The organism is Streptomyces sp. NPDC046303, assembly GCF_055588085.1.
The window spans coordinates 44,921-59,385 of the sequence record NZ_JBVJFA010000015.1 but is presented as its reverse complement, the minus strand read 5'-3'; the positions used below and the strand labels follow the sequence as shown (position 1 = coordinate 59,385).

At 71.9% G+C, this 14,465-nt stretch carries 13 protein-coding genes and 1 pseudogene; 5 read left to right on the top strand and 9 right to left on the bottom strand.

All coding sequences use genetic code 11. The features are described from left to right. Positions 1-170: 170 nt before the first annotated feature. The 3 genes from ACZ6I1_RS17620 to ACZ6I1_RS17610 all read right to left on the bottom strand — a co-directional run bounded on the left by ACZ6I1_RS17620 (position 171) and on the right by ACZ6I1_RS17610 (position 3,268). The gene (locus ACZ6I1_RS17620) at positions 171-1,775 is read right to left on the bottom strand and encodes a phospho-sugar mutase (RefSeq protein WP_469288293.1); all 1,605 of its coding nucleotides are present in this window, start codon (positions 1,773-1,775) and stop codon (positions 171-173) included. A 92-nt stretch (positions 1,776-1,867) separates the two neighbouring features. Then, positions 1,868-2,674, bottom strand: coding sequence for a purine-nucleoside phosphorylase (locus ACZ6I1_RS17615; RefSeq protein ID WP_362598392.1), 807 nt, complete (start codon positions 2,672-2,674; stop codon positions 1,868-1,870). 156 nt (positions 2,675-2,830) lie between these two features. Next, positions 2,831-3,268 (bottom strand): gamma-glutamylcyclotransferase family protein, encoded by a 438-nt coding sequence (locus tag ACZ6I1_RS17610; RefSeq protein WP_069921661.1) that lies wholly within the window; start codon positions 3,266-3,268, stop codon positions 2,831-2,833. Positions 3,269-3,465: 197 nt separating this feature from the next. Between ACZ6I1_RS17610 and ACZ6I1_RS17605 the strand changes: the two genes are divergently transcribed. Next, complete coding sequence (locus tag ACZ6I1_RS17605) at positions 3,466-4,905, top strand: NAD(P)H-quinone dehydrogenase (RefSeq protein ID WP_469288077.1); 1,440 nt, start codon at positions 3,466-3,468, stop codon at positions 4,903-4,905. Between the two features lie 175 nt (positions 4,906-5,080). Further along, complete coding sequence (locus tag ACZ6I1_RS17600; RefSeq protein ID WP_469288075.1) at positions 5,081-6,034, top strand: DeoR/GlpR family DNA-binding transcription regulator; 954 nt, start codon at positions 5,081-5,083, stop codon at positions 6,032-6,034. Between the two features lie 129 nt (positions 6,035-6,163). Here the strand turns inward: ACZ6I1_RS17600 and ACZ6I1_RS17595 are convergent, their stop codons facing one another. Continuing rightward, positions 6,164-7,924 carry an acetyl/propionyl/methylcrotonyl-CoA carboxylase subunit alpha gene (locus tag ACZ6I1_RS17595; protein ID WP_469288073.1) on the bottom strand — a complete coding sequence of 587 codons (1,761 nt, stop codon included), beginning with the start codon at positions 7,922-7,924 and terminating at the stop codon, positions 6,164-6,166. Between the two features lie 375 nt (positions 7,925-8,299). Here ACZ6I1_RS17595 and ACZ6I1_RS17590 point away from each other — a divergent pair, with 375 nt between their 5' ends. Beyond that, positions 8,300-8,770 (top strand): hypothetical protein, encoded by a 471-nt coding sequence (locus ACZ6I1_RS17590; RefSeq protein WP_469288071.1) that lies wholly within the window; start codon positions 8,300-8,302, stop codon positions 8,768-8,770. On the opposite strand, the gene ACZ6I1_RS17585 is transcribed toward ACZ6I1_RS17590, so the two are convergent. The 5 genes and pseudogenes from ACZ6I1_RS17585 to ACZ6I1_RS17565 all read right to left on the bottom strand — a co-directional run. Continuing rightward, positions 8,751-9,356, bottom strand: coding sequence for a nucleoside triphosphate pyrophosphatase (locus ACZ6I1_RS17585; RefSeq protein WP_469288069.1), 606 nt, complete (start codon positions 9,354-9,356; stop codon positions 8,751-8,753). The genes ACZ6I1_RS17590 and ACZ6I1_RS17585 overlap by 20 nt on opposite strands. Before the next feature lie 43 nt (positions 9,357-9,399). Next, entirely contained in the window at positions 9,400-9,531 is a 132-nt protein-coding gene (gene mmpB, locus ACZ6I1_RS17580) for a morphogenic membrane protein MmpB (protein WP_469288068.1), read from the bottom strand. A gap of 92 nt (positions 9,532-9,623) precedes the next feature. Further along, positions 9,624-9,833, bottom strand: a complete 210-nt coding sequence (locus tag ACZ6I1_RS17575; RefSeq protein WP_469288066.1) for an acyl-CoA carboxylase epsilon subunit — start codon at positions 9,831-9,833, stop codon at positions 9,624-9,626. Between the two features lie 18 nt (positions 9,834-9,851). Next, the gene (locus ACZ6I1_RS17570) at positions 9,852-11,444 is read right to left on the bottom strand and encodes an acyl-CoA carboxylase subunit beta (protein WP_469288064.1); all 1,593 of its coding nucleotides are present in this window, start codon (positions 11,442-11,444) and stop codon (positions 9,852-9,854) included. Between the two features lie 49 nt (positions 11,445-11,493). Next, a pseudogene (locus ACZ6I1_RS17565) lies at positions 11,494-12,099 on the bottom strand (RNA-guided endonuclease InsQ/TnpB family protein); the annotation flags it as partial. 142 nt (positions 12,100-12,241) lie between these two features. Between ACZ6I1_RS17565 and ACZ6I1_RS17560 the strand changes: the two are divergent. Both ACZ6I1_RS17560 and ACZ6I1_RS17555 read left to right on the top strand, forming a co-directional pair. Next, positions 12,242-13,105, top strand: coding sequence for a biotin--[acetyl-CoA-carboxylase] ligase (locus ACZ6I1_RS17560; RefSeq protein WP_469288062.1), 864 nt, complete (start codon positions 12,242-12,244; stop codon positions 13,103-13,105). Between the two features lie 130 nt (positions 13,106-13,235). After that, complete coding sequence (locus ACZ6I1_RS17555) at positions 13,236-14,387, top strand: adenylate/guanylate cyclase domain-containing protein (protein ID WP_469288059.1); 1,152 nt, start codon at positions 13,236-13,238, stop codon at positions 14,385-14,387. The last annotated feature ends 78 nt before the right edge of the window (positions 14,388-14,465 follow it).

The following is a 14,465-nucleotide window of genomic DNA, read 5'->3' as shown; positions in this document are numbered from 1 at the left end:
CGACGTCTGTCGGCACATGTATAGGAGGCGGGGGGCCGCCGAAAGGATTCGGCCCGCGCCCGGAAAAATTTCCGCAGGCGTCGGCGGGCGGGCGGACAGCCGACGGCCCCCCGAGCCGACTGGGGCTCGGGGGGCCGGAGGACGGCGGTGGCCGGCCGGTGCCGGAAGGGTCAGATGCCGGCGGCTGCCGCGAGGTCCTTCTTGATCGCGTCCAGGACCTCCTGGCCCCGCGCGCGGGCCGGCGCCAGGTCGGAGGCCTCGGCCACGGGGACCACGACCTCCAGGTAGCACTTCAGCTTCGGCTCCGTGCCCGAGGGCCGCACGATCACCCGGGCCTTGTACGCGCCGTCCAGGTAGTACCGCAGGCCGTCCGTCGGCGGGAGCGACTGCGTGCCCCGCGTCAGGTCCTCCGCCGAGACCACCCGCAGCCCCGCCAGGGACACCGGCGGCTCCGCCCGCAGCGCCGCCATCGCCGAGGCGATGACCGACAGGTCCGAGACGCGGACCGACAGCTGGTCGGTGGCGTGCAGGCCGTGGGCCATCGCCAGGTCGTCCAGCAGGTCGGTCAGGGTACGGCCCTGCTCCTTGAGCTCCGAGGCCAGCTCGGCCACGAGCAGCGCGGCGGTCACGCCGTCCTTGTCGCGGACGCCCTCGGGGTCCACGCAGTAGCCGAGCGCCTCCTCGTACCCGTAGCGCAGGCCCTGCACGCGGGCGATCCACTTGAAGCCCGTCAGGGTCTCCTCGTAGCCGACGCCCGCCGCCTCCGCGATCCGGCCCAGGAGGCTGGAGGAGACGATGGACTCCGCGAAGACGCCCTGCGCGCCCTTGTGCACCAGGTGGGCCGCGAGCAGCGCGCCGACCTCGTCGCCGCGCAGCATCCGCCAGCCGCCGTTGTCGGGAACCGCCACCGCGCAGCGGTCCGCGTCCGGGTCGTTGGCGATCACGATGTCCGGGCGGACCTCGGCGGCCTTCGCGAAGGCCAGGTCCATCGCGCCCGGCTCCTCCGGGTTGGGGAAGGCCACCGTCGGGAAGGCCGGATCCGGCTCCGCCTGCTCGGCGACGAGCACCGGCTCGGGGAAGCCGTGCCGGGCGAAGGCCGCCATGACGACCTCCTTGCCGACGCCGTGCATGGCCGTGTAGACGGTCCGCACGCTCCGGGGGGACCCAGGAGTCAGGACCGCGTCCGTACGCGCCAGGTAGGCCTCCAGGACCTCCTCGTCGAGCTGCAGCCAGCCGTCCGCCGGGCGGGGTACGGAGGCGAGCGTCTCGACGCGGGCGATGTGCCCCGCGATCTCGGCGTCCGCCGGGGAGACGATCTGCGAGCCGTCGCCGAGGTAGACCTTGTAGCCGTTGTCCCGGGGCGGGTTGTGGCTCGCGGTCACCTCGACGCCGGCGACGGCGCCCAGGTGCCTTATGGCGTACGCGAGGACGGGCGTCGGCAGCGGGCGGGGCAGGACGGCCGCACGCAGCCCGGCGCCGGTCATCACGGCCGCGGTGTCGCGGGCGAAGTCGGCCGACTTGTAGCGCGCGTCGTAGCCGACGACGACCAGGCCGCCGTCGTGGCCCTGCGCCTTCAGGTAGGCCGCGAGGCCCGCCGCGGCGCGGATGACCACGGAGCGGTTCATCCGCATCGGGCCCGCGCCGATCTCGCCGCGCAGCCCGGCGGTGCCGAACTGCAGCGTGCCGGAGAACCGGTCCGCGAGCTCCGCGGTGTCGCCCGCCTCGATGAGCGCCGCGAGCTCGGCCGCCGTCTCCGGGTCCGGGTCCTCCGCCATCCAGGCCTGAGCCCGGGTGATCAGGTCGTCCTGTTCCTGCACTACTTCCGCCTTGTCTCTCGTACGGTGCCGGTGCCCGTGCCTGTGCCGTCTCAGATGCGGGCGAGGACCTGGGTCAGCAGCTTGCCCATGCGCGCGGCCGAGTCGCGGCCGGCCTGGAGCACCTCTTCGTGGTTCAGCGGCTCGCCGGAGATGCCCGCCGCCAGGTTGGTGACCAGGGAGATGCCCAGCACCTCGGCGCCGGCCTCACGGGCGGCGATGGCCTCGAGCACGGTGGACATGCCGACCAGGTCGGCGCCCATGACGCGGATCATGTTGATCTCGGCCGGGGTCTCGTAGTGCGGGCCGGGGAACTGCACGTAGACGCCCTCTTCGAGGGTCTCGTCGATGTCCTTGCACATCGCGCGCAGGCGCGGCGAGTACAGGTCGGTGAGGTCCACGAAGTTCGCGCCGACGATCGGCGAGGTGGCCGTCAGGTTGAGGTGGTCGCTGATCAGGACCGGCTGGCCGGGCTTCATGCCCTCGCGCAGGCCGCCGCAGCCGTTGGTGAGGACGACGGTCTTGCAGCCCGCGGCGACGGCGGTGCGCACGCCGTGGGCGACGGCGGCGACGCCGCGGCCCTCGTAGTAGTGGGTCCGGCCGAGGAAGAGCAGCGCGCGCTTGTCGCCGATCTTGTACGAGCGGATCTTGCCGCCGTGGCCCTCGACGGCGGGGGGCGGGAAGCCGGGCAGCTCGGTGACCGGGAACTCGGCCTCGGGGGCGCCGAGCGCCTCTGCGGCGGGGGCCCAGCCGGAGCCCATGACGAGGGCGACATCGTGGGATTCCACGCCGGTCAGCTCGCGGAGGCGGGCGGCTGCGGCGTCGGCGGCGGCGAAGGGGTCGGTAACAGATGCGTTCACGCGGAAGAGCGTAGCCGCTCCTGGCCTACGCGCGTAGATGGCACAGCTCACGGTGTTCGGATCGTTGCCTTGTCGTTTCCACCGAATCGTCCCCGGAGACCGCCGGAGCGCGCCGGGGACGCCGGGACCGCCCGGCAGGGCCGCTCGCGGAACCGCTCAGCAGGGCCGCTTGCGGAGTTCCATCACGTAGTCGTGCGGAGCGCCCGCCGACTCGGCGGCGTCGGCGATCTCGCCCAGGTAGCGTGCCGAGGGCAGGCCGCCCTCGTAGCCGTTGAGGACGTACACCCAGGCCGCCTCCTCGCCGTCCAGCGTGTGCACGCGCACCCGCATCCGGCGGTAGATGTCGAGCCCGACGCCCTCCCAGCGGTCCATCGAGTCCTCGTCGAGCGGCGCGATGTCGTACAAGGCGACGAAGACCTGGTGGCGCGGGGCTTCGACGATCGTCGCGAGCGCGCCCTCCCAGCCCATCTGCTCGCCGCCGAAGGTCAGCCGCCAGTCGTTGATCCAGCCCGTTCCGCGCAGCGGCGAATGAGGTGCGCGGCGCGTCATCAGCCGCGGGTCGAGGTTGCCGGCGTACGCGGCGTAGAGCGACATGAGGTCGAGGGTACGGGAGGGGCGGCGGTGGCGGCGCTCCCGGCCGTACGCCGAGCCTCCGTCCCGGATGGCGGGACCGTGCGCGAAGCACCTTGAAGCGTGCGGGACAATGGGGCACGGAATGCATCCCCCGGGGAGACCCCCCGGAACACCGGCCGGGGCGGCAGCCGGCCGGGTAGACGTGAGGCGGACTTTTCGTGACCCGGATCGTGATCATCGGCGGCGGACCCGGCGGGTATGAGGCGGCCCTGGTGGGGGCCCAGCTCGGCGCGGAGGTGACCGTCGTGGACTGCGACGGTCTGGGCGGGGCCTCGGTCCTGACCGACTGCGTACCCTCCAAGACCCTCATCGCGACCGCCGAGGTCATGACGACCTTCGACTCGTCGTACGAGGAGCTCGGCATCGTCGTCGCGGACGACACCCCGCACATCGAGCAGGCCGCGCGCGTCGTCGGCGTGGACCTCGGCAAGGTGAACCGGCGCGTCAAGCGCCTCGCCCTCGCCCAGTCGCACGACATCACCGCGTCCGTCACCCGGGCCGGTGCCCGCGTCGTACGGGGCCGCGCCAAGCTGGGCGGCCCGCAGGGCATCGACGGCACCCGTGACGTCATCGTCACGGCCGCCGACGGAACCGAGACGATCCTGACCGCCGAGGCCGTGCTGATCGCCACCGGCGGGCACCCCCGCGAGATCCCGGACGCCCAGCCCGACGGCGAGCGCATCCTGAACTGGACCCAGGTCTACGACCTCGACGAGCTGCCCGAGGAGCTCATCGTGGTCGGCTCCGGCGTCACCGGCGCCGAGTTCGCCGGCGCGTACCAGGCCCTCGGCTCCCGGGTCACGCTGGTCTCCTCCCGCGACCGCGTGCTGCCGGGCGAGGACCCCGACGCCGCCGCCGTCCTGGAGGACGTGTTCCGGCGCCGCGGCATGAACGTCATCGGCCGCTCCCGCGCCGAGTCCGCCAAGCGCGTCGGCGACCGGGTCGAGGTCACCCTCTCCGACGGCCGGGTGCTGACCGGCACGCACTGCCTGATGGCGGTCGGCGCGATCCCGAACACCAAGGACATGAACCTGGAGGAGTCCGGGGTCCGGCTGAAGGACTCCGGGCACATCTGGACGGACAAAGTCTCCCGTACCTCCGCGCCCGGCGTGTACGCCGCGGGTGACGTCACCGGCGTCTTCGCGCTGGCCTCCGTCGCGGCCATGCAGGGCCGCATCGCGATGTACCACTTCCTGGGCGACGCGGTGGCCCCGCTGAACCTCAAGACGGTCTCCTCGAACGTCTTCACCGACCCCGAGATCGCGACCGTCGGCTACACCCAGGCCGACGTGGACGCCGGCAAGATCGACGCCCGCGTGGTGAAGCTGCCGCTGCTGCGCAACCCGCGTGCCAAGATGCAGGGCATCCGGGACGGCTTCGTGAAGCTGTTCTGCCGCCCGGGCACCGGGATCGTGGTGGGCGGTGTGGTGGTCTCCCCGCGCGCCAGCGAGCTGATCCACCCCATCTCGATCGCGGTCGACAACAACCTGACGGTCGAGCAGATCGCAAACGCGTTCACGGTGTACCCCTCCCTGTCGGGTTCGATCGCCGAGGTGGCCCGCCAGCTGCACACCCGCAAGGCGGGCGGCGAGGGCTGAACCGCCCCAACCGCCCCGATCCGCAACGGGGTTGGGGCGGTACGGGGACGTGTCGCGGGTTGTTCACCCAGACCTCGGGCCGCGTATACCACTAGTCGCCCCGCCATATGGACAACTTCGGTATTCCGGCGCAAGGAGCTGAAAGCAGACGGTCGTTGGGGTTACTGTCAGTTTCGTGTTCGCTGCAGAACGTCGCCAATTGATCCTCGAAATGGTGCGGGCCAACGGAGCGGTGTCGCTCCGGGAGCTCGCCCGCGTCGTCCAGACCTCCGAAGTGACCGTACGGCGGGACGTGCGGGCACTGGAGGCAGAAGGACTCCTCGACCGCCGGCACGGCGGTGCGGTGCTGCCGGGCGGTTTCACCCGTGAATCCGGCTTCCCGCAAAAGTCCCATCTCGCGACGGCGGAGAAGACCGCCATCGCCGATGTCGCGGCCTCCCTCGTCGAAGAGGGCGAGGCCGTCGTCGTCGGCGCGGGCACCACGACCCAGGAGCTGGCCCGCCGGCTCGCCCGGGTGCCCGGCCTGACCGTCGTGACCAACTCCCTCCTGGTCGCCCAGGCGCTGGCCCATGCCAACCGTGTGGAAGTCGTCATGACGGGCGGCACCCTGCGCGGCTCCAACTACGCCCTCGTAGGCAGTGGCGCCGAGCAGTCCCTCCAGGGCCTGCGGGTCTCCCGCGCCTTCCTGTCGGGCAGCGGCCTGACGGCCGAGCGCGGCCTGTCCACGTCCAACATGCTGTCGGCGAGCGTGGACCGCGCCCTGGTCCAGGCCGCGGCGGAGGTGGTGGTCCTGGCCGACCACACGAAGCTCGGCACGGACACCATGTTCCAGACGGTGCCGACGGACGTGATGACCCGCCTGGTCACGGACGAGCCCCCGCCGCACGACGACCGCGCGGCGACGGAGCTCCAGGCCCTGGCCGACCAGGGCGTCCAGATCACGGTGGCGGGCGGCCCCACCGCCGCCTCCGGCGGCCTGGACGGCATGGGCGGCCGCCGCCCCCGCCGCGACTCGCCGCTCCCGGTCCAGCGCCGCGGCGGCCCGACGGCCCAGCTCCGCAGCGCGGGCATGATCCCGGACCCGCAGCCGGGCGAGCGGGCCCGCGTCGCGGACATGCGGCGCCGGTAGCGCCGATAGGCGAGCCGCGGAGACGGCGGTCCCCGCACCGGGCGGCGCGGCCGCCCCGCACATGGCGTCGGCCCCCAGGACCCGAGCGGGTCCTGGGGGCCGATTGCGTCGTGCGGGGTGCTGCCGGGATCAGTCCTTGATCTCGCAGATGGTGGCGCCCGAGGTGAGGGAGGCGCCGACCTCGGCGGTGAGGCCGACGATCGTGCCGGAGCGGTGCGCGTTGAGCGGCTGCTCCATCTTCATGGCCTCGAGGACGACGATCAGCTCGCCCTCCTCGACCCGCTGGCCCTCCTCGACCGCGACCTTGACGATCGTGCCCTGCATCGGGGAGGCGAGGGTGTCGCCGGAGGCGGCCGGGCCGGACTTCTTGGCCGCGCGCCGCTTCGGCTTGGCGCCGCCCGCGGCGGCCGTGCGGGCCAGGGTCATGCCCAGGGACGACGGCAGCGAGACCTCGAGGCGCTTGCCGCCGACCTCGACGACCACCGTCTCGCGGCCCGGCTCTTCCTCGGTGTCCTCCGCGGCCGGGGCCGTGAACGCCGGGATCTCGTTGACGAACTCGGTCTCGATCCAGCGGGTGTGGACCGTGAAGGGTCCCTCCGCGGGGGCGAAGGCCGGGTCGGCGACGACGGCGCGGTGGAACGGGACCGCGGTGGCCATCCCCTCGATCTCGAACTCGGCGAGCGCGCGGGCGGCGCGCTGGAGCGCCTGCTCGCGGGTGGCGCCGGTGACGATCAGCTTCGCGAGGAGGGAGTCCCAGGCCGGGCCGATGACCGAGCCGGACTCCACGCCCGCGTCGAGGCGGACACCGGGACCGCTCGGCGGGGCGAACTTGGTGACCGTGCCGGGGGCCGGCAGGAAGCCGCGGCCCGGGTCCTCGCCGTTGATGCGGAACTCGAAGGAGTGGCCGCGCAGGACGGGGTCCCCGTAGCCGAGCTCCTCGCCGTCGGCGATGCGGAACATCTCGCGGACCAGGTCGATGCCGGAGACCTCTTCGGTGACCGGGTGCTCGACCTGGAGGCGCGTGTTGACCTCGAGGAAGGAGATGAGGCCGTCGGCGGCGACGAGGAACTCGACGGTGCCGGCGCCGACGTAGCCGGCTTCCTTCAGGATCGCCTTGGAGGCGGCGTACAGCTCCGCGTTCTGCGCCTCGGTGAGGAACGGCGCGGGGGCCTCCTCGACCAGCTTCTGGTGGCGGCGCTGCAGGGAGCAGTCGCGGGTGGAGACGACGACCACGTTGCCGTGGCTGTCGGCGAGGCACTGGGTCTCGACGTGCCGCGGCTTGTCGAGGTAGCGCTCGACGAAGCACTCGCCGCGGCCGAAGGCGGCGACGGCCTCGCGGACGGCGGAGTCGTAGAGCTCCGGCACCTCTTCGAGTGTGCGGGCGACCTTGAGGCCGCGGCCGCCGCCGCCGAAGGCCGCCTTGATGGCGATGGGCAGGCCGTGCTCCTTGGCGAAGGCCACGACCTCGTCGGCCCCCGAGACCGGGTCCGGCGTACCGGCGACCAGCGGCGCACCGGCGCGCTGGGCGATGTGCCGGGCGGCGACCTTGTCACCGAGGTCGCGGATCGCCTGCGGCGGCGGTCCGATCCAGGTCAGGCCCGCGTCGATGACGGCCTGCGCGAAGTCGGCGTTCTCGGAGAGGAAGCCGTATCCGGGATGGATGGCGTCCGCGCCGGAATCGGCTGCGGCCTGGAGGACCTTGGAGATGTCCAGGTAGCTGGCGGCCGGGGTGTCACCGCCCAACGCGAAAGCTTCGTCTGCCGCGCGGACGTGCAGAGCGTCCCGGTCCGGATCGGCGTAGACGGCTACGCTCGCGATCCCGGCGTCCCGGCAGGCCCGAGCAACGCGGACAGCGATTTCGCCACGGTTGGCGATGAGCACCTTGCGCACGATGGCTCCCTCCTTGAAACAAGCTGAGTTTAGGGACAGCCCACACGGCCTTTCGACCCTTCCCCAGTGGTGAGCTTGCCCACACAGAGTGTGATTCGAGGTTCGCTCCACTGGGGAACCCTTATGGCGCCCCAGGTCAGGGGGATCCCCGACTGCACAGTAACCCCGTATTACAGCCTGGGTCTCTGTCATGCCGGTCAGCGGCCCCGGGTGATTCTTTGTCGAGTCCCTACGAACGGCCCACTGCTTCTTTGCTTGATCGCTGTGCGCGGCCGCTCCCGTAACGAAGCGGCCCGCACCCCTTGTCCGCACGTTTACCCGTTAGTAGCCTCCAGGCGTCGAACAGGCTTGTGACGCGTGGGGGGTGGGGGCATCGTGCTGCGAAGACTCGTGGCCGGACTGGCGGCGATCGTACTTGTCGCGGAAGCGGGCGTACTCGTGTTCGTCCACATCGTGCTGGGCGCCACCACCGCGAACCAGTCGATGTCGATCGCCGGCAGCGATCCGGATGTCATGTCCAAGGCAACATATGCGCTCGGGGCGGGCATGGGCGCCTTCCTCGTGCTGTGTGCCGTGTTCGCCGCCCTCGCCGCGGTCCGCGACCGCGCACCCGGCGGCTTCGCCCGGGCCGTGCTCGTCGGCGCCGCCGTCACCCACGGGGTGCTGGGCGTCCTCTCCGTCGTCCTGGTCGGGTGGGGAGCCTTCGCCGTGACGATGCTGATCCTGTCCCTGCTGGTGCTCACCCTGATGCTCTACGCCGCCCCGCGCGGTGCGGGCGCCCAGGGTGCTCCGGATGCTCCGGACGCCCCGCCACCGCTCGGGGAGCTCAAGCCCACAAATCCGTGATGGATACACCCAGTTCGCCCAGCAGGGAGCGCAGCAGCGGCAGCGACAGCCCGATCACGTTGCCGTGGTCCCCGTCGATGCCCTCGATGAACGGCGCCGACAGCCCGTCCAGGGTGAACGCCCCCGCCACGTGCAGCGGCTCGCCGCTCGCCACGTACGCGGCGACCTCCGCGTCCGTCGGCTCGCCGAAGCGGACCGTCGTCGAGGCCGTCGCCGACACCTGACGGCCGCTGACCGTGTCGATCACGCAGTGCCCCGTGCGCAGGATGCCCGAGCGTCCGCGCATCGCCTTCCAGCGGGCCGTGGCCTCCTCGGCGTCCTCCGGCTTGCCCAGCGCCTCCCCGTCCAGCTCCAGCACGGAGTCGCAGCCGATCACCAGGGCGCCCGCGGCCTCCTCCAGGGCCGCCACGACGCCCGCCTTCGCCTCGGCCAGGGCGAGCGCCAGCTCGGCCGGCTCGTCGTGGTCCAGCGTGTCCTCGTCGAAACCGCTGACGATCACGTGCGGGGCGAGGCCGGCCTGCCGCAGCAGGTTCAGCCGGGCGGGGGAGGCGGAAGCGAGGACGAGAGGGCGCGGTTCGGCAGTCATGCCGCCATCGTAGGGGCGGCCCGGGGCACCCCTGCCGGCACTCTCAGAAGTGCCCGCCCAGGACGTACACCACCACGAGCATGGCGAGGGCGAGCACCACGGTCATCCGCCGGACCATCGCCTGCGCGTCGCGCATGTCCTTCGGCGGCTCGTTCTCAGGATCGGACCAGAGCATGCTCCGATCCTCGCCCCGGGGACAGGAGGGGCGCCTGAGTACGGGTACTCAGGCGCCCCCGTCCGTTCGCGCCATCTTCCGCCGCGAGCGGCCTAGCCGGGCCAGTACGTACGGCCCCACGCGCGCGGCCCCGGCTGCGGCAGCCGGCGCCGCGCCACCCGGGCCGGCGTCGACCACTCGTCCGCCACCCGGGGCGCGCCCGACGGCGCCGAAGCCAGCGCCGCCGCGCGCGCTTGGACCACCGCCAGTGCGGCGGCCAGCTCCTCCGCGGTCGGATTGCCCTTGAGGACCTTGATCACCACAGAGACCTCCTGGAGGGCCTAGAGGGGGATGTTGCCGTGCTTCTTCGGCGGCAGGGACTCCCGCTTGGTGCGCAGCTGCCGCAGCCCCTTCACGACGTGCGCCCGGGTCTCGGACGGCATGGTCACCACATCGATGTAACCGCGCTCGGCGGCCGTGTACGGGTTCAGCAGCGTGTCCTCGTACTCGGCGATGAGCCGCGCCCGGGTCTCCTCCACATTCTCCGCCTCCGCGATGGTGCGGCGGTGCAGGATGTTGACCGCGCCCTGCGCGCCCATGACGGCGATCTGGGCGGTCGGCCAGGCCAGGTTCAGGTCCGCGCCGAGGTGCTTGGAGCCCATGACGTCGTACGCGCCGCCGAAGGCCTTGCGGGTGATGACGGTGATCAGCGGCACGGTGGCCTCCGCGTACGCGTAGATCAGCTTCGCGCCGCGCCGGATGATTCCGTTGTACTCCTGGTCCGTGCCCGGCAGGAAGCCCGGTACGTCCACGAACGTCAGCACCGGGATGTTGAAGGCGTCGCACGTCCGGACGAACCGCGCCGCCTTCTCGGAGGCGTTGATGTCCAGGCAGCCGGCGAACTGCATCGGCTGGTTGGCGACGATGCCCACCGGGTGGCCCTCGACCCGGCCGAAGCCGGTCAGGATGTTCGGCGCGAACAGCGACTGCGTCTCCAGGAACTCCGCGTCGTCGAGCACGTGCTCGATCACGGTGTGCATGTCGTACGGCTGGTTCGCGCTGTCCGGGATCAGCACGTCGAGCTCGCGGTCGGTGTCGCTGACCTCGAGATCGGTGTACTGGTCCTCCGGGAAGGCCGGCGGCTCGGAGAGGTTGTTCGACGGCAGGTACGCGAGGAGCGACTTCACGTACTCGATGGCGTCCTTCTCGTCGCCCGCCATGTGGTGCGCGACGCCGGACGTGCTGTTGTGGGTCCGGGCCCCGCCCAGCTCCTCGAAGCCCACGTCCTCGCCGGTGACCGTCTTGATGACGTCCGGGCCGGTGATGAACATGTGCGAGGTCTGGTCGACCATGACCGTGAAGTCGGTGATGGCGGGCGAGTACACGGCGCCGCCCGCGCAGGGCCCGACGATCAGGCTGATCTGCGGGATGACCCCGGAGGCGTGGACGTTCCGGCGGAAGATCTCCCCGTACATGCCCAGGGCGCTGACGCCCTCCTGGATGCGGGCGCCGCCGGAGTCGTTGATGCCGACGAGCGGGCAGCCCGTCTTCAGGGCGAAGTCCATCACCTTCATGATCTTCTGGCCGTAGACCTCGCCGAGGGCCCCGCCGAAGACGGTGAAGTCCTGCGAGAACACGGCCACCGGGCGGCCGTCCACCGTGCCGTAGCCGGTGACGACGCCGTCGCCGTAGGGGCGGGTCTTCTCCAGCCCGAAGTTGGTGGAGCGGTGCCGGGCGAACTCGTCCAGCTCGACGAAGGAACCTTCGTCCAGCAGCAGGGCCACCCGCTCACGCGCCGTCAGCTTGCCCTTGGCGTGCTGCTTCTCCACGGCACGCGCGGATCCGGCGTGGGTGGCTTCGTCGATGCGGCGCTGCAGATCCGCGATCTTCCCCGCGGTGGTGTGCATGTCGATCGGCTCTGACGGTTGTGACATCGGGGTCGCGGCTCCCTGCGTGGTGTCAACTGCCTGGTCAATTGATTGACTACTGCTGGCTACTGGTGCGTAGCGTATCGGCGGGCATGGCGCTCGGCAGTGCGGCGTTTGACACACCTACTGTGGGTTGCTTGGCCTCGCCACCTTCCCTAAGGGGAGGGTGTCCCCCCGCTCCTGCGGGCGGGGCTTCCTGCTTCGTCACGCGCTGCCCCGGCAGGGAGGGATCCCGCTGAGGTCTTACGCCCGCTCCACAGGCTGACACCGCCGGCCCGGCGGCCAGAAGGTTGATCGCTGCGTTCTCGTCGCGGTCATGGTCCGCACCGCAGTGCACGCAGGTCCACCGGCGTACGTTCAGGGGCATTTTCTCAGCGATGGCCCCGCAGGCCGAGCACAGCTTGGAGCTGGGAAACCACCGGTCGACGGTGATCAGCTCACGTCCGTACCAGGCTGCCTTGTACTCCAGCATGTTCCGCAGCTCACCGCGGTCGGCGATCCGGGCGTGGATCCGCGCCACCCGGGTCCGTGCCTTGGCCCGGTCCTTGCTGCCCTTGTCCTTGCGCGACCGCGCTCGCTGCGCACGGGCCAGGCGCTCCCGGTCCTTGCGTCCAGGCTTCGGGTTGGTGATCTTCTCTCCGGTGGACAGGGTGACCATCGCCTGCGCGTCGTCAGGGTAGAAACGGAACCTGAATGCCCGCTTTACCGCAGAATTCCCCACAGCCCTGGACGCTAGGGTCAGTCAAGATCCGAACGCAATTCCGGGTCAGAGGATCACACACGGCGACATAAGGAATCCGATCATGTCATCAGATGCCTCAGCAGGTGCTTCCGCGGGTCGCTGGTCGAACCTGGACCGGCCGCCCCTCAACGCCGCCGCCCTTCAGCGGGGCCTCGTCACCGGGGACGGGCTGTGGACCTCCCTCGAGGTGGTGCCCGCCACCGGGTCGACCAATTCCGATCTCGCGGCCCGGGCGGCGCAGCTGCCCGAGGGGGCCGTGCTCGTCGCCGAGGAGCAGACCGCCGGGCGCGGGCGGCTCGACCGGAGCTGGGTCGCGCCGCCCCGGTCCGGGCTGTTCTTCTCCGTCCTGCTCAAGCCGGGCGGGGCCGTGCCGCAGGAGCGGTGGGGGTGGCTGACGCTGCTGGCCGGGGTGGCCACCGCGACCGGGCTCTCCCGGGCGGCGGGCGTGGACACCGGCCTCAAGTGGCCCAACGACCTGCTGGTCACCGTGGAGGGTGAGGAGCGCAAGACCGGCGGGATCCTCGCCGAGCGGGTCGCCGACGGCGTCGTCATCGGCATCGGGCTCAACGTCACCCTGACCGAGGACGAGCTGCCGGTGCCGACCGCCGGCTCCCTGGCGCTGGCCAAGGCCACCGTGACCGACCGGGACCCGCTGCTCAAGGCCGTCCTGCGGTCGCTCGAGCAGTGGTACGGGAACTGGCGGGCGGCCGGCGGCGACCCCGCGTCGAGCGGCCTCCAGGAGACCTACGCGGCCGGCTGCGCGACCCTCGGCCGCCACGTCCGCGCCGAGCTCCCGGGGGGACGCACGCTCACCGGAACGGCCGAAGCCGTGGACGCCGAAGGCCGCCTGGTGATCCGTACCGCCGCCGACGAGCACGAAGCGGTGGGCGCGGGCGACGTGGTGCACCTGCGGTCGGTGCACTGACCCCCCGTTCAAAGACCGGGAGGGGGAGTGAGCTACGGCACACCTGCCGTATGGTTTAGGCGACCCCGGTACTCGTGGTGATCAACCGGTTCGGCAGGGCAGTGCGCACGGAATGGACAGGAGGCGGCCCTTGACCGTCGACGACCCTACGTCCAGCGCGTCCGCCCCCGGGCCCTCGGGTCCGGGCACCCCGATCGGGCGTGACCAGCACACCCCGCACCACGAGGTGGACCACACGGCCCAGCCCACCGCGGACCCCCTCGCCATCCGGCTCGAGCAGCTGATCCTGGGCGCCGAGCGCCGGTACACCCCCTTCCAGGCGGCCCGCAGCGCCGGGGTCTCGATGGAGCTCGCCTCCCGCTTCTGGCGGGCCATGGGCTTCGCGGACATCGGCCAGGCCAAGGCCCTGACGGAGGCGGACGTACTGGCGCTGCGCCGCCTCGCCGGTCTGGTGGAGGCCGGGCTGCTCTCCGAGCCGATGGCGGTGCAGGTGGCCCGGTCCACCGGCCAGACCACGGCCCGGCTGGCGGAATGGCAGATCGACTCCTTCCTGGAGGGGCTGACGGAGCCGCCGGAGCCGGGGATGACCCGTACGGAGGTCACGTATCCGCTGGTCGAGCTGCTGCTGCCGGAGCTGGAGGAGTTCCTCGTCTACGTGTGGCGGCGCCAGCTGGCGGCCGCCACCGGGCGCGTCGTGCAGGTGGCGGACGACGAGGAGATGGTCGACCGGCGCCTCGCGGTGGGCTTCGCGGACCTGGTGGGCTTCACCCGGCTGACGCGGCGGCTGGAGGAGGAGGAGCTCGGCGAGCTCGTCGAGTCCTTCGAGACCACGTCGGCTGACCTGGTCGCGGCGCACGGCGGCCGGCTGATCAAGACGCTCGGTGACGAGGTGCTGTACTGCGCCGACGACGCGGCGACCGCCGCCGAGATCGCGCTGCGGCTGATCGAGACCATGGAGGCCGATCCCCAGATGCCCGAGCTGCGGGTCGGGATCGCCTTCGGCACGGTGACGACCCGGATGGGCGACGTCTTCGGGACCACGGTGAACCTGGCGAGCCGGCTGACGTCCATAGCGCCGAAGGACGCGGTGCTGGTGGACGGCGCGATGGCGGAGGAGCTGGGCCGGACCGGGGCCGCGCCGGTCTCGGAGAAGGAGGCCGAGGCGGAGGGCGGCGGCGCGTACCGCTTCGCGCTCCAGCCGATGTGGCAGCGGCCGGTGCGCGGGCTGGGCGTCGTGGAGCCCTGGTCGCTGACCCGCAGGAAGCCCAAGCACCCCGCCTGAGTCCCGGCCGGGCGGATGGGGGAGCTGCCCGGGGACCTTGACCGGACGGCTGCCCCGCGCACTAGAGTGCGGCGATAA

What these genes read in the sequence shown, in the direction of transcription:
- ACZ6I1_RS17620 (WP_469288293.1), bottom strand. Translation starts at nt 1,775, where the DNA reads ATGGCGGAGGACCCGGACCCGGAGACGGCGGCCGAGCTCGCGGCGCTC.
- ACZ6I1_RS17610 (WP_069921661.1), bottom strand. Translation starts at nt 3,268, where the DNA reads ATGTCGCTCTACGCCGCGTACGCCGGCAACCTCGACCCGCGGCTGATG.
- ACZ6I1_RS17585 (WP_469288069.1), bottom strand. Translation starts at nt 9,356, where the DNA reads ATGACTGCCGAACCGCGCCCTCTCGTCCTCGCTTCCGCCTCCCCCGCC.
- mmpB (WP_469288068.1), bottom strand. Translation starts at nt 9,531, where the DNA reads ATGCTCTGGTCCGATCCTGAGAACGAGCCGCCGAAGGACATGCGCGAC.
- ACZ6I1_RS17570 (WP_469288064.1), bottom strand. Translation starts at nt 11,444, where the DNA reads ATGTCACAACCGTCAGAGCCGATCGACATGCACACCACCGCGGGGAAG.
- ACZ6I1_RS17560 (WP_469288062.1), top strand. Translation starts at nt 12,242, where the DNA reads ATGTCATCAGATGCCTCAGCAGGTGCTTCCGCGGGTCGCTGGTCGAAC.